The sequence below is a fragment of the Pseudomonas sp. GW821-FHT02H06 genome, assembly GCF_059421525.1.
This window is the reverse complement of the sequence record NZ_JBWKVD010000003.1, coordinates 84,859-102,371: the sequence shown is the minus strand read 5'-3', so window position 1 is coordinate 102,371 and position 17,513 is coordinate 84,859. Positions and strand designations below refer to the sequence as shown.

Genomic DNA, 17,513 nt, shown 5'->3' with positions numbered 1-17,513 from the left:
CGTGCTCGCGAATAGGCCGTTATATCCATGCAATGTTCAGCGGCTGGAATGCCGTCTTCGTGAGCAAGCTCACTCCCACAGGGGCTGTGTCTGCTGCGAGAAAGCGCGGTGTCAGAAGACGCTGCAGATGTCTCTGCTGAATACGGATTGTGGGAGCGAGCTTGCTCGCGAATAGGTTGGTATATCCACGCAATGTTCAGCGGCTGTAATGCCGTCTTCGTGAGCAAGGTGGAGCGCCACCCCGGTCACTCCCACATAGGCAAGGCGTGTCGGGCAGCTTTGTTCAGCGATGCAGCACGAACTGCCCGACGAATTCCACTGCCGTTTCTTCTGATCCATCAGCCACGATCCGGGTATGCAGCGTCAGGCGCGCACGGCCGCGTCGGTGGTAGAGCTTCAGGAATTTCTCCCAGCTCGCTTCATCCGGTGCGTCGCAAATGGCGACGCCGTCGCGGGTGACCGGCAGGGGATAACTGATCTGGCCGTCCTGAATCACAATGTGCCCGTCGTCGATCCCGGCTTCCTTGAGCCGCAAGTACAGCCAACCCCAGCCCGCCAGTACCGCGCCGCAGTACAGGCTGCCGCCGAACAAGGTGTTCTTGTGATTGACGTTGGGCGCCAACGGCAGGTGCAGGCGCAGTTGATGGTCTCGCCAGCCCAGCACCTTGACGCCCATCTCCCGGGTGAGGGGAATGTCCCGGTGCAGCACCGCTTCCAGGCCTTCAGCGGAAAGACAATCCCGATCAGTCATTGTCGTCGGACCCCGCGCCGTTGAAAGTCAGCCCGTGCTTGCGCAGTTTGTCGTGCAGGGTTTTGCGTGGCAGGCCCAAGGCTTCGGCGAGGCTGCGGACCGAGCTGTGCGGACGGGTCAGTTCGGCGGCAATCAACGCTCGCTCGAACGCCTCGACCTGCTCGCTCAGCCCGCCATTGGACGCCACCAGATCCGGCTGCGCCTCGCCTTCCAGTTCCAGCTCAAGGCCCAAGGCGAAACGCTCGGCGGCGTTCTGCAGTTCACGTACGTTGCCCGGCCAGGTGTGACGCAGCAGCAGCGCCCGATGCCCCGGCTGCAATTCATGGCGGGGCAGACCGTGGCGCAAACTGGCGGTATCGGCGAAATGCTGGAACAGCACCAACGCGTCTTCGCCACGCTCGCGCAGCGGAGGAATGCGCAACGGCGCGACATTGAGGCGGTAATACAAGTCGGGCCTGAAACGCCCTTGGTCCGCCGCCTGGCGCAGGTCTTCTTTGGTCGCCGCGATCACCCGGATGTCCAACGGGATCTGCTGATTCCCGCCCAGCCGCTCAACCACGCGCTCTTGCAGCAAACGCAGCAGCTTGACCTGAACGTCCATGCTCATGCTTTCGATTTCATCCAGAAACAGCGTGCCGCCGTTGGCGAATTCGAACTTGCCGATGCGGCGCTTCTGCGCACCCGTGAAGGCGCCCGACTCGTGGCCGAACAGCTCGCTTTCCACCACCGACTCCGCCAGCGCCCCGGCGTTGATCGCCACGAACGGACCGTTACGGCGATTGGACAAGTCATGCAGTGCGCGGGCGACCACTTCCTTGCCGGCGCCCGTTTCGCCAAGAATCAACACGTCAGCCTTGGTCGCGGCCAGCGCGCCGATCTGATCGCGCAGGCGCTGGATGGGGGCGGATAATCCCACCAGTCGCGTGCTCAGTTGCTGACGATCGCTGAGCTCGAGCCGCAGGCTTCGGTTGTCCAGCACCAGCCTGCGCAGCGCCAGGGCGCGCCGAACGCTGTCGAGCAGTGCGTCGCTGGCAAAGGGTTTTTCCAGAAAATCGTAGGCGCCGGCGCGCATGGCCTGCACCGCCAGCGGCACGTCGCCGTGGCCGGTGATCAGCAACACCGGCAACTCCGGATCCTGGGCGTGCAGCTGGTGGAGCAGTTCGAGGCCGTCGATGCCCGGCATGCGAATGTCACTGACGATCACTCCCGGCCAGTCACGCTCGATGCGCGCTTGCAGGCCTTTGGCGTCGCTCAGCGGCAGGATTTTCAGGCCGGCGAGATCGAGCGTCTGGCTCAGGGCCTGACGCAGGTGCGGGTCGTCGTCGATCAGCACCACCTGAATGCGGCTGTCGATGGCGTCGGTGCTCATGCAGATAAGTCCTCAGACGGTTGAAGGTTGACGCCCGAGGCGCCGGTGCGCATCCGCAACGTCAGCAGCGCACCGCCTTCCGGGTGATTGGCGAACAGCAGCTCGCCGCCCAGTGCGCGCATCAGCGTATCGCAGATCGCCAGGCCCAGGCCGAGACCCTGGGTGCGCGTCTTGGTGGTGAAAAACGGCTCGCGGGCGTGCTCCAGCGCCTCTTTGGAAAACCCCGGGCCGTTGTCGCGAATGTACAGATTGACGCCCTCGGCGTTGTACTCTGCGCTGATCCACAATTTGCGCGGCGGGCCTTTCTCGGTCAGGGCATCCAGCGCATTCGCCAGTAGATTCCCCAGCACCTGACGCAGCCGCGTCTCGCCGGCCTGCACCCACAAGGTCGCGGCGGGTAAATCGCGGATCAATTCCACTTCCATCGCGCGCCGACGCTTGGCGAGCAGGGCCAGCGCATCGTCCAGCGCTGGCTGCAGCGCCACGCTTTCAGGCGCATGCCGGTCACGCCGGGCGAAGGCGCGCAGGTGCGCAATAATCGACGCCATGCGCCCGGTGAGTTCGCTGATCAGCTTGAGGTTGCCGCGGGCGTCTTCGGTGCGCTGATGATCGAGCAGCACTTCGGCGTTCTCGGCGTAGCTGCGAATCGCCGCCAGCGGCTGGTTGAGTTCATGGCTGATGCTCGCCGACATCGTGCCCAGCGCTGACAGCTTGCCGGCCTGAACCAGTTCGTCCTGGGCGCGAAACAGTTCCTGCTGCGCCTGCTCGCGTTCGAGAACTTCCTGACGCAGTCGCTGGTTGACGCCTTCCAGATCGCAGGTCCGCTCGGCGACTCGCACTTCCAGCTCCCGGCGCGCCTTGGCCTCGAAGTTGATGCGATCCAGATAATGGCGGCGGCGCTGCATCATCAGCCCCAATAGAAGCATCAGCACCAGCAACGCACCACCGCCAATGGCAACCACCGTCCGCACCGGCCTCGACACCAGCATCTGGGGGGCGAGGATGTTCACGCTCCAGCCGGTCTCGTCGATCTGCTGGGTTTGCTTGAGCCAGCCGTTTTCATCCAGCTGCAGCGGGCGCGGATCGCGGGTCGGGTAGGGCTGGATGGCGACGATCGCCTGCTTTTCTTCCTCACTCAGCGGGCGCGTGGCGCGGAAACGCCAGGCCGGATTAGAGGTCAGGATCACCACGCCGTTGTGGTCGGTGACGAGCAACTGTTCCGGCGTTTTGCCCCACAAGGTTTCAGTGAGGTCCAGGTCGACCTTGACCACCAGCACACCGATCACAGTGTCGCCGTCGCGCACGGCGGCCGCGAAGAAGTAGCCGCGTTTGGCTGACGTTGTGCCCAGGCCGAAAAAGCGGCCGAGATTGCCAGCCATGGCATTGCTGAAATACGGGCGGAAGGCGAAGTTGCGGCCAACGAAGCTGTCGCGTTTGTCCCAGTTCGACGCGGCGAGGGTGTCGCCATTGGGCGCCATCAGGTAGATCACCTCGGCGCCGGTCTGCCGGGCGGTGTTCATCAGCAGCACGTTCGCCTGGGCTTGCGCCTGTTTGTCTTGGGGGTTCGCCAACATGGCGCGCAGCCCGGGCAGGTCGCCGAGAATCTGTGGCAGAACTTCATAGCGGTGCAACGTGCCCAGCAGGTTGGCGACGTACAGATCGAGGGTCTGGCGATTCTGGCTCAGCAGCTCATTGCGGTAATAGTGTTCGGCCAGGCGTTCGAGCGGCCACAGCAACGGGGCGAGGATCAGCGCCAGTAAGGCAAGGCTGCGCCAGCGAGGGCGGCGGGGAAGGGCGTTAGTGCTGATCATGAAATCGCCGGTGGGTTCGTTGCGGTGTAGAGCGGCTGCGGATGAATCATTATTCCGCAGCCGCTCAACATCGAGTCGGCCCATTATGCCTACCGCTGCTGCGCTAAGCACTCCAGCAACGCTTCGTGCCAGTCCGGCTGGCTGACGCCCCACTCGCGCTGCAATCGGCTGCAATCCAGACGCGAATTGAGCGGGCGTGCAGCCGGCGTCGGGTAAGCGCTGGAAGCAATCGGCTCAAGGGTCGCGCAGGGTTTGCCGCTGTTGATCAACTGCTGACCAATGGCTTCAGCGAACCCGAACCACGACGTTTCGCCGCTGGCCGTCAGGTGATAAACACCCCAGGCGCCTGGCGCACCGTCACGCCAGCGTTCGATCAGTGCACCGGTGCTGGCGGCGATGGTGCCGGCCCAGGTGGGCGCGCCGATCTGGTCGGCGACGATCGACAGCTTCTCGCGCTCCTGCAACAAGCGCTGCATGGTCAGCAGAAAGTTGCGCCCGGTCAGGGAGTACACCCAGCTCGTGCGCAAAATCAGGTGCTGCCCGCCCGCTGCGGCGATAGCCCGCTCGCCCGCCAGCTTGCTGCTGCCGTAGACGCCCAGCGGATTCGGCGCGTCGGACTCAACCCACGCGCCAGCCTTGCTGCCGTCGAACACGTAATCGGTGGAGTAGTGAATCAGCGGAATGCCCAGTGTCGCAGCTTCTTCAGCGAATACACCGGGGGACGTCGCGTTAATGGCGAAGGCCAGGTCCGGCTCGCTTTCGGCCTGATCCACTGCCGTGTGCGCGGCAGCGTTGATGATCAGGTCCGGTTTGATGTCGCGAACCACCGGGCGGATGGATTCCGGCTGACTCAAATCCAGCTGATCACGGCCCAGCACGATCAGCTCACCCGTGTTCTGCAGGCGTTGCTGCAGCGCATGGGAGACCTGGCCGTGTTGCCCGCTGATCAAAATGCGCAGCGGCGCACTCACGGGAACAGGTCCGCGTCTTTCAGGAGCTTGCCGACCTGATCCTTGGCCGACAATTGAGGTGCTTCGCTCAAGCCCCAGTCGATGCCCAGCTCAGGATCGTCCCAACGAATGCAGCGCTCGGCCGACGGCGTGTAGTAGTCGGTGGTCTTGTAGAGAAATTCTGCGTAGTCGCTCAACACCACGAAGCCGTGGGCGAAACCCTTGGGAATCCACAGCTGGCGAGCGTTTTCGGCAGACAGCTCCAGACCGAACCACTGGCCGAACTGTGGCGAACTGCGACGGATGTCGACAGCGATGTCCAGCACGCGACCGACGGTCACGCGCACCAGTTTGCCCTGTGGGTTGTCGATTTGGTAATGCAACCCGCGCAGGACACCTTTCTGCGAGCGCGAGTGATTGTCCTGAACGAACTGATCGGCGACGCCGGTGGCCTCGGCAAAGGCCCGGGCGTTGAAACTTTCGTAAAAGAAGCCACGCTCATCGCCGAACACCTTGGGTTCGATGATGAGGACTTCAGGCAACTTGCTGGCAACCACTTTCACTGACTTTCCCCTGCGATCTTGAACAGGTACTGACCGTAGCCGGTCTTGCCGAAATAGTCAGCCCTGTTCAACAGGTGGGCGCGGTCGATCCAGCCGTTCTGGTAGGCGATTTCTTCCAGGCACGCGACCTTCAGGCCCTGACGGTGCTCAATGGTTTGCACGTATTGCGACGCGTCCAGCAGGCTGTCGTGAGTACCCGTATCGAGCCAGGCGAAGCCGCGGCCAAAGCGCTCGACGCGCAGGTCGCCGCGCTTGAGGTAGGCGTTGTTGACGTCGGTAATCTCCAGCTCGCCGCGCGGGGACGGCTTGACGTCCTTGGCGATCTGAATGACTTCGTTGTCGTAAAAATACAGTCCGGTCACGGCATAGCTGGACTTCGGCGCCTTGGGCTTCTCTTCGATGGACAGCGCGTGGCCGTCCTCATCAAAGTCGATCACGCCGAAACGCTCCGGATCCTTGACCCAGTAGCCAAACACAGTCGCGCCGGAGGTGTTGTCCGCCGCACGCTTGAGCTGCTCGCTGAAGTGCTGACCGTGGAAGATGTTGTCGCCGAGAATCAGGCACACCGAGTCATCGCCGATGAACTCTTCGCCAATCAGGAATGCCTGCGCGAGGCCGTCCGGCTTGGGCTGCTCCTCGTAATGAAAGCGCACGCCGAACTGACTGCCGTCACCCAGCAGCGCCCGGTACTGCGGCAGGTCCAGCGGCGTCGAGATGACCAGGATGTCCTTGATCCCGGCCAGCATCAGCACCGAGATCGGGTAATAGATCATCGGTTTGTCATAGATCGGCAACAGCTGTTTTGAGACCCCGAGGGTGATCGGGTGCAGGCGTGTGCCCGAGCCGCCGGCCAGTACAATTCCTTTAGTCATGCGATCAGTTCCTTCACGTTGGTGCCCAGGCGTTCGCCCTTATAGCTGCCGTCTTGCACGTTGCGGCACCATTCAAGATTGTCGAGATACCACTGCACGGTTTTGCGCAGGCCGGATTCGAATGTCTCTTCCGGTGTCCAGCCCAGTTCGCGCTCGATCTTGCTGGCGTCGATGGCGTAACGCATGTCATGGCCCGGGCGGTCGGTCACGTAGGTGATCAGGTCCGCGTAGTGGTCCACGCCTTTGCGCTGTTCCGGCGCCAGCTCTTCGAGCAGCGCGCAGATGCCGCGCACGACGTCGATGTTCTTTTGTTCGTTATGGCCGCCGATGTTGTAGGTCTCGCCGACCTTGCCCTCAGTTACCACCTTAAGCAATGCGCGGGCGTGGTCTTCGACGAACAGCCAGTCACGCACCTGCAAGCCGTTGCCGTACACCGGCAGCGGCTTCCCGGCCAGGGCATTGAGAATCACCAGCGGGATGAGCTTCTCGGGGAAGTGGAACGGGCCGTAGTTGTTCGAGCAGTTGGTGACGACCACCGGCAGCCCGTAGGTGCGCTGCCAGGCGCGAACCAGATGATCCGATGCCGCTTTGCTGGCCGAATACGGCGAGCTTGGCGCGTAGGGCGTGGTTTCGGTGAACAGGTCGTCCACGCCATGCAGGTCGCCATACACTTCGTCAGTGGAGATGTGGTGGAAGCGAAAGGCGGCGCGCTCGGCCTCCGGCAAGGTCAGCCAGTAGCTGCGGGTCGCTTCCAGCAGGCTGTAAGTGCCGACGATGTTGGTCTGAATGAACTCCGACGGGCCGTCAATCGAACGGTCGACGTGGGACTCAGCCGCCAAGTGCATGATCGCGTCCGGCTTGAAGCGCGCGAGGACTTTGCTCACCGCAGCCTGATCAACGATGTCTTCTTGCACGAACTCATACCGAGTGTTGTTCGCAATGCCCTGCAGCGACTCAAGATTCCCGGCGTAGGTCAGCTTGTCGAAATTGAGGACGTCGTGATCGGTGTTGTTGATCAGATGACGGATCAGCGCAGAGCCGATGAAGCCGGCGCCACCGGTAACAAGTATTCGCATGGATAAACCTTCTTCCCTGGAAAGACGTAAGACGATAAAGGCGTAGGACGATGGAGCATAGCTTGTGGGGCCTTGCTGACTGACGCAAGGAGCAATCCGCCAACAAGCGATGAAATTAATTGATGGCCCATGGCAATCAGCGCCATTAAACCGCCGCGGGTGTTTCACGGGCTTAACGCCTGGCCTATCTATCGGTCCTTTAACGCATTTCTTTACTGGCAAAAGGCGCGGGGTTGATTAACGGTCGCGCAACTGGCGATATTGTTCGCGCCTTTCTCTCTCAGGACTCCTTTCATGTCGCTCGACACCTTGATTCGTCGTTCCAGCCTGCCATGCCCGGACGTCGACGCCGTGCAGGCCGGTGAATGGCTGGCGACGTATTACGGGCTGTCGGGAACATTAAAGGAGTTGGGCAGCCATCAAGACCGAAACTTCCTGCTGGACTGCGGTGACGGGCGCCGTTTCGTCCTGAAGATCTGCCATGGCGCTTACTCAACCACCGAGCTTGCCGCACAGCATGCCGCGTTGCGGCATCTGGGCGCACAGCCGCAGGTGCGCGTGCCGGCCGTGATGCCAGGGCTGAACGGTGAAGACTTGTTGTCTGTCGATCACAACGACAACGCCGTGCACCTGCGCGTTCTCGAGTTTATCGACGGACAATCACTGGCCCACGTCGCGCATCTGAACCGGCACGTCGTGACCGGATTGGCGCAGCTCTGCGCTCGTGTTGATGTCGCGCTGGCCGGTTTCGAGCACCCAGGTCTGGACCGTGTGTTGCAGTGGGACCCGCGGCACGCGTTTGCGTTGATTGAGCATCTGCTCCCGGTCATTGTCGATGCCGACAAGCGCGCCTGTATCGCCGAGGCCGCCGAGCAGGCCCAGGCCTATTTGCTGCCGCTGGTGGCGTCGCTGCCGGTGCAAGCCATTCACATGGACATCACCGAATACAACGTGGTCTGGGCCCGAGACGCCCACCGCCAGTGGCAGCTTCAAGGGCTGATCGACTTCGGTGATCTGGTGCGCACGTGGCGCATCGCCGACCTCTCGGTGACCTGCGCCGCGCTGCTGCACCATGCCGACGGCGAACCGTTTTTCATCCTGCCCGCCATTCAGGCTTACCACCAAATCAACCCGCTTCAGAGCGAGGAGCTGCTGGCGCTGTGGCCGTTGATCGTCGCGCGCTCGGCTGTTCTGGTCTTGAGCAGCGAGCAACAGGCGAGCATCGAGCCAGACAACGCTTACATCCAGGCCAATCTGGCCAGCGAGTGGAACATCTTCGACGTCGCCACCTCCGTGCCGATTGCGCTGATGGAAGCGGCGATTCTCGACGCGGTGGGTGAGTGGGAAGCGGACGAAGAGGCCGAGGCGTTTTCGCCGCTGTTGCCGAGCTTGAGCGGGCAGAGTTTTACCCTTATCGATCTGGGTGTGCTCAGCGAGCATTTCGTGGCGGGCAACTGGGAACACAGTGGCATCGATGAGCAACTGCTGAAAGACGCGGTTCAACACCACGGCCTGGCGGCCAGCCGCTATGGCGAATACCGGTTGTCCCGCACGCTGACAGACAGCGCGAAAGAGCCGGACACCTTCGCGCTGCATGCTGAATTGCAGATCCCCCATGGCACCGCTGTTCATGCGCCATTTGCCGGCAATTTGCGTCACACTGCCGACGGCGCGTTGCAGCTGGTGGGCGCCGAAGTGAGTCTGCGCCTGTGGGGCGTGCGTTCTGATTTCGACTCCGGCGTCGAGTTCGGCGCGGGCGACCTGATCGGGCAGGGCGGCGGCGCGTTGATCGTGCAGCGGTGTTCAGAGCCGGATGTGAGCCCGCCGCTGTTCACCACGCCTTCGCGGGCAGCCGCCTGGCGTGCGTTGTGTCCGTCCCCCAAAGGGCTGCTGGGTTTTGATTGCGATGCGCCTGCGCTGGCAGATTCCGCCGCGTTGCTCGCCCGTCGCGACGCCAGTTTTGCCCGTTCGCAAAAGCATTATTACCAGGCCCCGCCGCAGATCGAGCGTGGCTGGCGCAACCACCTGATCGACCTGCAGGGCCGTTCTTATCTGGACATGCTCAACAACGTCGCGGTGCTCGGTCATGGCCATCCACGCATGGCTGAGGTTGCGGCGCGGCAGTGGTCGCTGCTCAACACCAACTCACGCTTTCATTACGCGGCAATCGCCGAGTTTTCCGAGCGGCTGCTGAAGCTGGCGCCTGCGGGCATGGACCGGGTGTTTCTGGTGAACAGCGGCACCGAGGCGAATGATCTGGCGATTCGTCTGGCCTGGGCCTACAGCGGCGGGCGCGATGTCCTGAGCGTACTGGAGGCTTATCACGGCTGGTCGGTAGCGACCGATGCCATCTCGACATCCATCGCCGACAACCCGCAAGCGCTGAGCACGCGTCCCGACTGGGTCCATCCCGTGGTCGCGCCCAATACCTATCGTGGCGAGTTTCGTGGCGCGGACAGCACGCCGTTCTACCTGCGCAGCGTAGACGCGCACTTGACCGCGCTAAAGGAGCAAGGTCGGCAAGTGGCGGGCTTCATCTGCGAACCGGTATACGGCAACGCCGGCGGGATTTCGTTGCCGCCGGGTTATCTGCAGCAGGTGTACGACAAAGTCCGCGCCCAAGGCGGGGTGTGCATCGCCGATGAAGTGCAAGTGGGTTACGGCCGTCTCGGTCATTACTTCTGGGGCTTCGAAGAGCAGGGCGTGACGCCGGACATCATCACCATGGCCAAAGGCATGGGCAACGGTCATCCCCTCGGCGCCGTCATCACCCGTCGCGAGATCGCGGAGGCGCTAGAGGCCGAGGGCTATTTCTTTTCGTCGTCCGGCGGCAGCCCGGTGAGTTGCCGCATCGGCATGGCAGTACTCGACGTCATGGAGGAAGAAAAGCTGTGGGAAAACGCCCGCGTGGTGGGCGGCTATTTCAAGGAACGCCTGCTGGCGCTGATCGACAAACATCCGCTGGCCGGGGCTGTTCACGGCTCGGGGTTCTATCTGGGGTTGGAACTGGTACGCGACCGCGAGACGCTGGAGCCTGCAACCGAGGAAACGGCCTACTTGTGTGATCGTCTCCGTGAGCTGGGGATCTTCATGCAGCCTACGGGGGATCATCTGAACATCCTTAAGATCAAACCGCCAATGGTGACCAGCCGCCGGAGCGTGGACTTCTTTGTCGACAGCGTGTCGAAGGTGCTCAGTGAGCTGGAGAGTTGAGTGGGCTGTCCCAGCCTTGAATTGGCCGATATATATCGGTGTAAATTGCCACGGCAAGCGCAGGAAGCTTGATTAATGTTTTTAAATCCGATTTTTATCGTCTATAACGTCTCTCTTATTTTGCCGTAGACGCCCTCGTCGTTTCATGGAGTTCTGATTACTGTGACCACTCTCAACAGCACCCCCCGCGCCGATGGCTTCTACATGCCTGCCGAGTGGGCGCCGCAGACGCAAACCTGGATGATCTGGCCCGAGCGCCCTGACAACTGGCGTCTGGGCGGCAAGCCCGTGCAGAACGATCACGTCGCAGTGGCCAAGGCCATCGCCCGTTTCGAGCCCGTCACCGTTGGCGTCTCGGCCGCACAGTACGACAACGCCCGCGCGCGGCTGGACGTGCCCAACATTCGCGTGGTCGAGCTCAGCAGCAACGACGCCTGGGTACGCGACAGCGGCCCAACCTTCGTCATCAACGACGCGGGGGAGGTTCGCGGCGTCAATTGGGGCTTCAATGCCTGGGGCGGTTTCGACGGCGGGCTGTACGCACCGTGGAACCTGGACGAACAGGTCGCCAGCAAAGTGTTGGAAATCGAGCGCTGCCCGCGCTATGTCACCGAAGGTTTCGTGCTGGAAGGCGGTTCGATCCACGTCGATGGCGAGGGCACGCTGATCACCACCGAAGAGTGCCTGCTCAATCGCAACCGCAACCCGCACCTGTCTCGCGAAGACATTGAAGCGGTGCTGCGCGATCACCTGTCGGTCGAAAAAATCATCTGGCTGCCGGATGGTTTGTATAACGACGAGACCGACGGGCATGTGGATAACTTCTGCTGCTACGTACGCCCCGGTGAAGTGTTACTCGCCTGGACAGATGATCCGAAAGACCCCAATTTCCCGCGCTGCCAGGCAGCCATGAAGGTGCTGGAAAATGCCCGCGACGCCAAGGGACGTCCGTTTGTCGTACACAAGATGCCGATCCCGGGTCCGCTGTATGCCACCGAAGAAGAGTGCGCCGGGGTTGATCAGGTGCACGGCAGTCAGGAGCGCAACCCATCGGTGCGTCTGGCCGGCTCGTACGTGAATTTTCTGATCGTCAACGGCGGGATCATTGCCCCGTGTTTCGACGATCCGATGGATGACACGGCCCGCCAGATCCTCCAGCAGCTGTTCCCGGAACACGAGGTGGTCATGGTCCCTGGCCGCGAAATGCTACTGGGCGGAGGCAACATTCACTGCCTTACGCAGCAGCAACCGGCCCCCCACCGGGGCTGAGTTGGTTCGCTTCTTGCTGTCATCAAGCCCATCAGACGATGGGCTTTTTTATGGGCGGACGGTTTCCGGTCAGCCGTAGGAAGATGGGATCCCAGCGGTGCGTAAATGCCCCCGCAAGGTCGTCCGTCTGTAACAAAAGCTCCGTAGATTTCGCAGTCCACGACATAAGAGGTTGTCCTTATGAACGCAGGTCATGAGTTGCGAGTGACTCGAGGTTTTTCTGCGAGCAGTGAAGCACGGCAGATGATGGCGGACTGGTTACGGACGACCCGGATCCCGATGGTGCCCATGCACGACGAACAGGCGCTGAAACAACGGGGCGATTTTCGCAAGATGCTAACGAAGCGGTACCCCAGCGGGCTGATCAACGACGCCGAGATCGAAGCGTTGCTGGGCGTGCTCCACAGCTGACGAAGTTAGAGCAACAGGCATTACAGGGCCTCCGTTTGACTCCCATCAAATTGACACCCTCGGCAGACGGGGGATAGCATTCGCGCCTCCACCGCCTGTGGCCTAGCGCCATGTACGTGCATCAGTAGTCCACTGCGATGATTTCGTGCGGGCTTCCGGAACGGTTCCAGTCCCGGAAGACGCAACTGCCCACCCGGGGCATTTGCCACAGCGCGCGATTAATCCGCTCACAAGGACAACAAGATGAAACAGCGTATCGGTCTGCTCGCTCTGGGCATCCTCGCCGCCACTCACGCCATGGCGGACGGTCAGGCAGATTCCAAAGGATTTGTTGAAGACAGCAGCCTGAAGATCAACCTGCGCAACGCCTACATCAATCGCGATTACAAAAACGGACCGCAGGACCGCTCGGAATGGGGTCAGGCGTTCATGGCCGGCTACACATCCGGTTTCACCCAAGGCCTGGTGGGCGTTGGCGTTGACGCTTTCGGTCTGTACGCCGCGCGTCTGGACGGTGGCAAGGGCAAGAGCGGCGCGGGCGGTATCGACTTCTTCAAGCAGGGCGACAGCGGCAACGCGGCGGACGACCTGTCGCGCTTTGGCGGCGCGGTCAAATTCCGGGTGTCCAATACCGAACTGAAGTACGGCGACATGATGCCGGAGCTGCCGGTGCTCAATTACGACAACTCTCGCCTGCTGCCTGAGTCGTACACCGGCACTATGATCACCTCCAAAGAGATCAAGGGCCTCACGCTGGTGGCCGGCCGCTTTACCGCCGAAACCCGCAAGAGCGCCGAAGGCCGCGACAGCGGTGATCTGAAAAGCATCAACGTCTACGGCGGCAGCTACAAATTCACCGAGGCCCTCAGCGCCGCGTTTTACGCCTCCGACGACGAAGACGTGCTGAAGAAGCAGTACGTGAACCTGAACTACGTCTGGGCGATGCCGAAAGATCAGTCGCTGACCTTCGATTTCAACGGCTACAAGACCAAGCTGGACAAAGACTTCGCCGTCGACGACGCCCGCGACAACAAGATCTGGAGCCTGGCGGCGACCTGGGCGGTGGGCATCCACTCGTTCACGATCGCGCATCAGCGCAGCACCGGCGAGACCGGTTACACCTACGGCGGCTACCGCAACGCAGGCGGCACCGGCGATGGCGGCAATACCATCTACCTGGCGAACTCCTACTGGTCGGACTTCAACGGCAAGGACGAGCGTTCGTGGCAGGTGGGCTATGGCGTGAACCTGGGCACCGTTGTGACTCCAGGCCTGAGCTACCGCGTGGCCTACGTGCGCGGCGACAACATCGACGACGGCAGCGACCGTGGGCGTGGCGAAGAGCGCGAATTGTTCAGCCAGTTGACCTACGTGGTCCAGAGCGGCCCGGTCAAAGACCTGTCGGTGCGCCTGCGTAACTCGTTCTTGCGCGTCTCCAACGATGTGGATCAATACAACGTTGGCGGTAACGAAACCCGGATCTTCGTCGATTACCCGATCAACGTGTTCTGATGTGTGAAGTCTTCTGACCGACGTGAATCTGTAGGAGATTCATGTGGTCCAGACGTCGCGCTTTCGCAAGGCAAACACCGTCCCTGTGGGAGTGAGCTTGCTCGCGAAGACTGCATTACAGCCGCTGGAGATCTAGCGGCTGCACCCGTTTCTTCGCGAGCGAGGTGGATCGCCAGCCCGCTCGCTACCGCAGACTCAGCCGGTCCTCTGCAGCGGTAGCAAGGTGTTCACTGCACTGGCGATCCCTCCCGCTCTCCCGCTACCATCGCTGCATCCCACTCCAGCCGGTTTCATCATGGCAATCGCCGCGCCGCCCGACCTCTCCAACACCGCCGTCCCCGTGCAGCCTTTGTCGCGGACGTATCCGCGGGGCTTGTACATCGAGCCCCATGAGCATGAGTGGGGGCAGGTGCTGTACGCGATGTCTGGCGTGATGTGGGTCGAGACGCCCAACGAAGCGCTGGTCGTGCCGCCGCAGCGCGCGGTCTGGTTGCCGCCCGGCGTGCCCCATGGCATCCGCGTGGTGTCGGATCTGGAAATGCGCAACATCTACCTGCGCCCGGCGCTCGCCCGAACCCTCGACACCACGGTTCAGGTCCTGGAAGTCGGTCGCTTGTTGCGCGAGCTGATCGTCGGTCTGGTGGCCGAGCAGGACAAGGAATCGGACTACTACGACGCCGTGGTGAACCTGGCGTTGCTCGAACTCAAGCGCGCCCGGCGTTCGCTGCTGAAAGTGCCGATGCCCGATGACAGCGACCGCAGACTGATGAGCGTCTGTCAGGCGGTGATGATCGAGCCGTCCATCGACGTGTCGTTCGAGCAGCACGCGGAAAACGCCGGCGCCAGTGTGCGAACGTTGTCGCGGCTTTTCCAAGCAGTGCTCGGCATGGGCTTCGCCGAATGGCGGCGGCAGGTGCAACTGGCGACCTCGGTGGCGGAGATCATTCAGGGCGTGCCGGTCAACGCCATCGCCCGCTCCATGGGTTACTCGCCGAGCAGCTTCAGCGACATGTTCCGCCGCGAACTGGGCATGGCGCCTTCTCAGTACCCGGTCATTGATCCATCCCACTAGCGCCTGCGCCGACTCTGTCCGAAATTCAGAAGCACTTGGCCGGTAGCGTTCGCCGGCCCTGCTTACACTCTGGTCATCGCTTAACGCAGTCGCGCCGCCATCGAGCTGCGCGTCCCACGCACCGGAGTTTGTCATGAGCTACGTCATTTCCCTCGCAATCGGTATCGCCGTCGGCTTGCTGTATGGCCTGCTGGACTTCCGCTCACCGGCACCGCCTCTGGTCGCACTGGTTGGCTTGCTCGGCATGCAGGCTGGTGAATGGCTGTGGCCGGTGGGCAAGCAGTTCTTTTCCAACCTGGCGTCCTGAATCGACGACCTCCCTTTCCTACTCTGGATGAACCCATCATGAAAGCACTGCAATTCTCCCGCACCGGCGACCTGGCTGCGCTGGAAGTCGTCGATCTGCCCACGCCTGTCCCCGCGGCCGGCGAAGTTCTGGTGCAGATCAAAGCAGCGGGCCTGAACCCCAGCGACGTAAAAAACGTCCTGGGCCGCTTTCCCTACACCACGATGCCACGCATTCCGGGCCGTGACTTCGCGGGCGTTGTCGTCGAAGGCCCGCAAGAACTGATCGGCAAAGAAGTGTGGGGCACCGGCAAGGAGATCGGCTTTGTCCGCGACGGCTCCCACGCCGGCTACATCACGCTGTCGGCCAAGGGCGTGGCGATCAAGCCGGCGTCGCTGAGCTTCACTCAGGCCGCCAGTCTGGGCGTCCCGTACACCACGGCGTGGGACGCACTTGAGCGCAGCCTCGTGCAGGCCGGCACTCGGCTGCTGGTCATCGGTGCCAATGGCGCAGTGGGAAGCGCCGCCATCGCACTGGCGAAAGTGCGCGGCGCCCAGGTGCTGGCGGCGGTGCGTAAAACGGACCAACTGAAAGCGCTGCAAGAGCAAGGCTTCAACGCGATCCAGCTCGACAAGCCAGAAGACCTGGGTGCTCAAGTGAATGCCGTGTTTTCAGGCGGCGCTGATGTGATCTTCGACACCACCGGCTTCTGGCTGCCGGCGGCTGTGCCTGCATTGGCGCAATTCGGTCGCATCGCAATCATCGCCGCGCCGGTAGACGGCCACGTGCAATTGCCGGCGCTGGCGCTGTACCGCAAGGGCGGTTCGGTGGTTGGGATCAACTCGCTGCTGTACGGCGTTGAAGCCTGCGCGCGAATGCTTGAGCAATTCGGCAAACAGTTCGACGACGGCACCTTGCCGCTGCCTACCGGGCTGATTGAATCAACGCTGGAAGAAGGCCTGGCGCGTTACGCGGAAGTCAATCAGGGCGGCGCCGACAAGGTGATTCTGGTGCCATGACAGAGACACCTGCCTGCAGACAAGATTGCCCGGTTTACAAGCCGGGCAACCCTTTCAGATAGTCATGCTGAACGCGTTTGATCGACCCGTCTGCCTGAAGCGTGTCGATCGCTGCCTTCAGCTTCTCGACCATCTGGGGGTCGCAGTCCTTCGAGCACGCCAGATACAGATCGGCGGTCATCAACGCTCGGCTCATCATCAGCGGGCGATCGCTGATCTGCTTCCAGATGTAGAGCGTTTCCGGCACGCCGTTAAACCACGCATCTACCCGGCCCTTGAGCAGCATCAGTGCCGGGTTCTCGCCGATCTTCAGCGGATAAATCTGAGCCGCTGAAAAACCCTCCTCACGTAGACGCGTCTCCTGCGCCGAGCCACTGCCGACGGCGATCATCTTGAAGGTCTTGCGCGCCTCCTCAAAACTCTCGACGTGACGATCAAGGCTGAAAAACGCCCTGTCCATCGTCATCAGGGGAGCGATCCAGGTGAAGCTGTCTTCCCGGCTTTGAGTGCGGGTCAGCGGCGCAATGAGCTTGTTCGCCCCAAGCGCCACATCGCGTTGCGCGCGCGGCCACGGCGGCGACAGCAAGTGGGCGGAATACCCCGCCATCGCCATGGCCTGAAGGCTGATGTCGCCCGCGATCCCGTGCCGGTCGCCTTGACTGGCCATCGTCAGCGGCGGCGCTTCGGCCACGAACAGGTCGACGGTCGGCAGCGCAAACGCTGCTGACGAGCACGCCAACAGCGCGCTGGCCGCGCAATGGATACAGCGGGAAATCCATTTCATGGCAGTCATGCTCAAAGGGAATAGGGCGCCGGGACAGTCCTTGTGCCAGGTGTGTTATCCAGTCTGGCATCGGTTTGTCATCTCTGCCGGGCGCAGTGCGCATCCAGCGTCGATTCCGGGGGAATATTTGAGCGAAGGCGAATCAGGTCTTGTTGTGCTCATTGGTGTAGCGCCCGCTCAGCACCCAGCCACACTCCAGCAACGTCTCGATCCAGTCCTCATACGAGTCATCGACATCCAGCAAATTCATGAACTGGTCCTCGATATGGCAGCGGAAGGTCTGCTCCTCGACGTTCCACTCGACATCCCGAATCCGCCAGACGCGCTGCATCGGCAACTGAATGTTCAAGCCATGGAAGGGGACGAACGGCAGCTCCACTTCGTAGAGCAGCTTGGACCATTCGGACGAAATCTCCGGGGTCTGGTGGGTCCAGACGTACTTGATCAATCGGACTTTGTGCACGGTTGGGCCTTCTATCGTGTTTCTGATGGCGGGTCGCTGTCCTGACGCAGACGCGAGGGCCCGTTGGATGGGTATACGTTACTCGATGGGGG

Annotated in this window: 16 protein-coding genes; 7 read left to right on the top strand and 9 right to left on the bottom strand. The window is 61.9% G+C overall.

Features of this window, described 5'->3' with window-relative positions; genetic code table 11:
- Window positions 1–283: 283 nt before the first annotated feature.
- From AC07VF_RS06445 to rfbB, 7 genes are all read right to left on the bottom strand, one after another.
- Window positions 284–751 (bottom strand): YiiD C-terminal domain-containing protein, encoded by a 468-nt coding sequence (locus AC07VF_RS06445; protein ID WP_495008403.1) that lies wholly within the window; start codon window positions 749–751, stop codon window positions 284–286.
- The gene (locus AC07VF_RS06440; RefSeq protein ID WP_192171327.1) at window positions 744–2,120 is read right to left on the bottom strand and encodes a sigma-54-dependent transcriptional regulator; all 1,377 of its coding nucleotides are present in this window, start codon (window positions 2,118–2,120) and stop codon (window positions 744–746) included. Before AC07VF_RS06440 ends, AC07VF_RS06445 begins: the two co-directional genes overlap by 8 nt.
- The gene (locus AC07VF_RS06435; RefSeq protein WP_495008404.1) at window positions 2,117–3,931 is read right to left on the bottom strand and encodes a sensor histidine kinase; all 1,815 of its coding nucleotides are present in this window, start codon (window positions 3,929–3,931) and stop codon (window positions 2,117–2,119) included. The genes AC07VF_RS06440 and AC07VF_RS06435 overlap by 4 nt, the downstream gene beginning before the upstream one ends.
- Window positions 3,932–4,020: 89 nt before the next feature.
- Window positions 4,021–4,902: a dTDP-4-dehydrorhamnose reductase gene (rfbD, locus tag AC07VF_RS06430; protein ID WP_495008405.1), complete on the bottom strand. Its 882-nt coding sequence runs from the start codon at window positions 4,900–4,902 to the stop codon at window positions 4,021–4,023.
- Window positions 4,899–5,444, bottom strand: a complete 546-nt coding sequence (rfbC, locus tag AC07VF_RS06425; protein ID WP_427683082.1) for a dTDP-4-dehydrorhamnose 3,5-epimerase — start codon at window positions 5,442–5,444, stop codon at window positions 4,899–4,901. The genes rfbD and rfbC overlap by 4 nt, the downstream gene beginning before the upstream one ends.
- Window positions 5,441–6,316, bottom strand: a complete 876-nt coding sequence (rfbA, locus tag AC07VF_RS06420) for a glucose-1-phosphate thymidylyltransferase RfbA (protein ID WP_495008406.1) — start codon at window positions 6,314–6,316, stop codon at window positions 5,441–5,443. Before rfbA ends, rfbC begins: the two co-directional genes overlap by 4 nt.
- The gene (rfbB, locus tag AC07VF_RS06415; RefSeq protein ID WP_192171322.1) at window positions 6,313–7,392 is read right to left on the bottom strand and encodes a dTDP-glucose 4,6-dehydratase; all 1,080 of its coding nucleotides are present in this window, start codon (window positions 7,390–7,392) and stop codon (window positions 6,313–6,315) included. Before rfbB ends, rfbA begins: the two co-directional genes overlap by 4 nt.
- Window positions 7,393–7,686: 294 nt before the next feature.
- Here rfbB and AC07VF_RS06410 point away from each other — a divergent pair, with 294 nt between their 5' ends.
- The 7 genes from AC07VF_RS06410 to AC07VF_RS06380 all read left to right on the top strand — a co-directional run bounded on the left by AC07VF_RS06410 (window position 7,687) and on the right by AC07VF_RS06380 (window position 16,174).
- Window positions 7,687–10,605, top strand: coding sequence for an aminotransferase (locus tag AC07VF_RS06410; protein ID WP_495008407.1), 2,919 nt, complete (start codon window positions 7,687–7,689; stop codon window positions 10,603–10,605).
- Window positions 10,606–10,767: 162 nt separating this feature from the next.
- Window positions 10,768–11,874, top strand: coding sequence for an agmatine deiminase (aguA, locus tag AC07VF_RS06405; protein WP_346629470.1), 1,107 nt, complete (start codon window positions 10,768–10,770; stop codon window positions 11,872–11,874).
- A gap of 180 nt (window positions 11,875–12,054) precedes the next feature.
- Window positions 12,055–12,285, top strand: a complete 231-nt coding sequence (locus AC07VF_RS06400) for a hypothetical protein (RefSeq protein ID WP_192171319.1) — start codon at window positions 12,055–12,057, stop codon at window positions 12,283–12,285.
- A gap of 243 nt (window positions 12,286–12,528) precedes the next feature.
- The gene (locus AC07VF_RS06395) at window positions 12,529–13,797 is read left to right on the top strand and encodes an OprD family porin (RefSeq protein ID WP_192171318.1); all 1,269 of its coding nucleotides are present in this window, start codon (window positions 12,529–12,531) and stop codon (window positions 13,795–13,797) included.
- 295 nt (window positions 13,798–14,092) lie between these two features.
- Window positions 14,093–14,869, top strand: coding sequence for an AraC family transcriptional regulator (locus AC07VF_RS06390; RefSeq protein ID WP_346629469.1), 777 nt, complete (start codon window positions 14,093–14,095; stop codon window positions 14,867–14,869).
- Window positions 14,870–15,002: 133 nt separating this feature from the next.
- Complete coding sequence (locus AC07VF_RS06385; RefSeq protein WP_133773621.1) at window positions 15,003–15,176, top strand: DUF1427 family protein; 174 nt, start codon at window positions 15,003–15,005, stop codon at window positions 15,174–15,176.
- 38 nt (window positions 15,177–15,214) lie between these two features.
- Window positions 15,215–16,174 carry a quinone oxidoreductase family protein gene (locus tag AC07VF_RS06380; protein WP_346629468.1) on the top strand — a complete coding sequence of 320 codons (960 nt, stop codon included), beginning with the start codon at window positions 15,215–15,217 and terminating at the stop codon, window positions 16,172–16,174.
- Window positions 16,175–16,208: 34 nt separating this feature from the next.
- Here the strand turns inward: AC07VF_RS06380 and AC07VF_RS06375 are convergent, their stop codons facing one another.
- Window positions 16,209–16,958 carry a substrate-binding periplasmic protein gene (locus AC07VF_RS06375; RefSeq protein WP_346629467.1) on the bottom strand — a complete coding sequence of 250 codons (750 nt, stop codon included), beginning with the start codon at window positions 16,956–16,958 and terminating at the stop codon, window positions 16,209–16,211.
- A 142-nt stretch (window positions 16,959–17,100) separates the two neighbouring features.
- Complete coding sequence (locus tag AC07VF_RS06370) at window positions 17,101–17,421, bottom strand: hypothetical protein (RefSeq protein WP_037016364.1); 321 nt, start codon at window positions 17,419–17,421, stop codon at window positions 17,101–17,103.
- Window positions 17,422–17,513 lie beyond the last annotated feature (92 nt).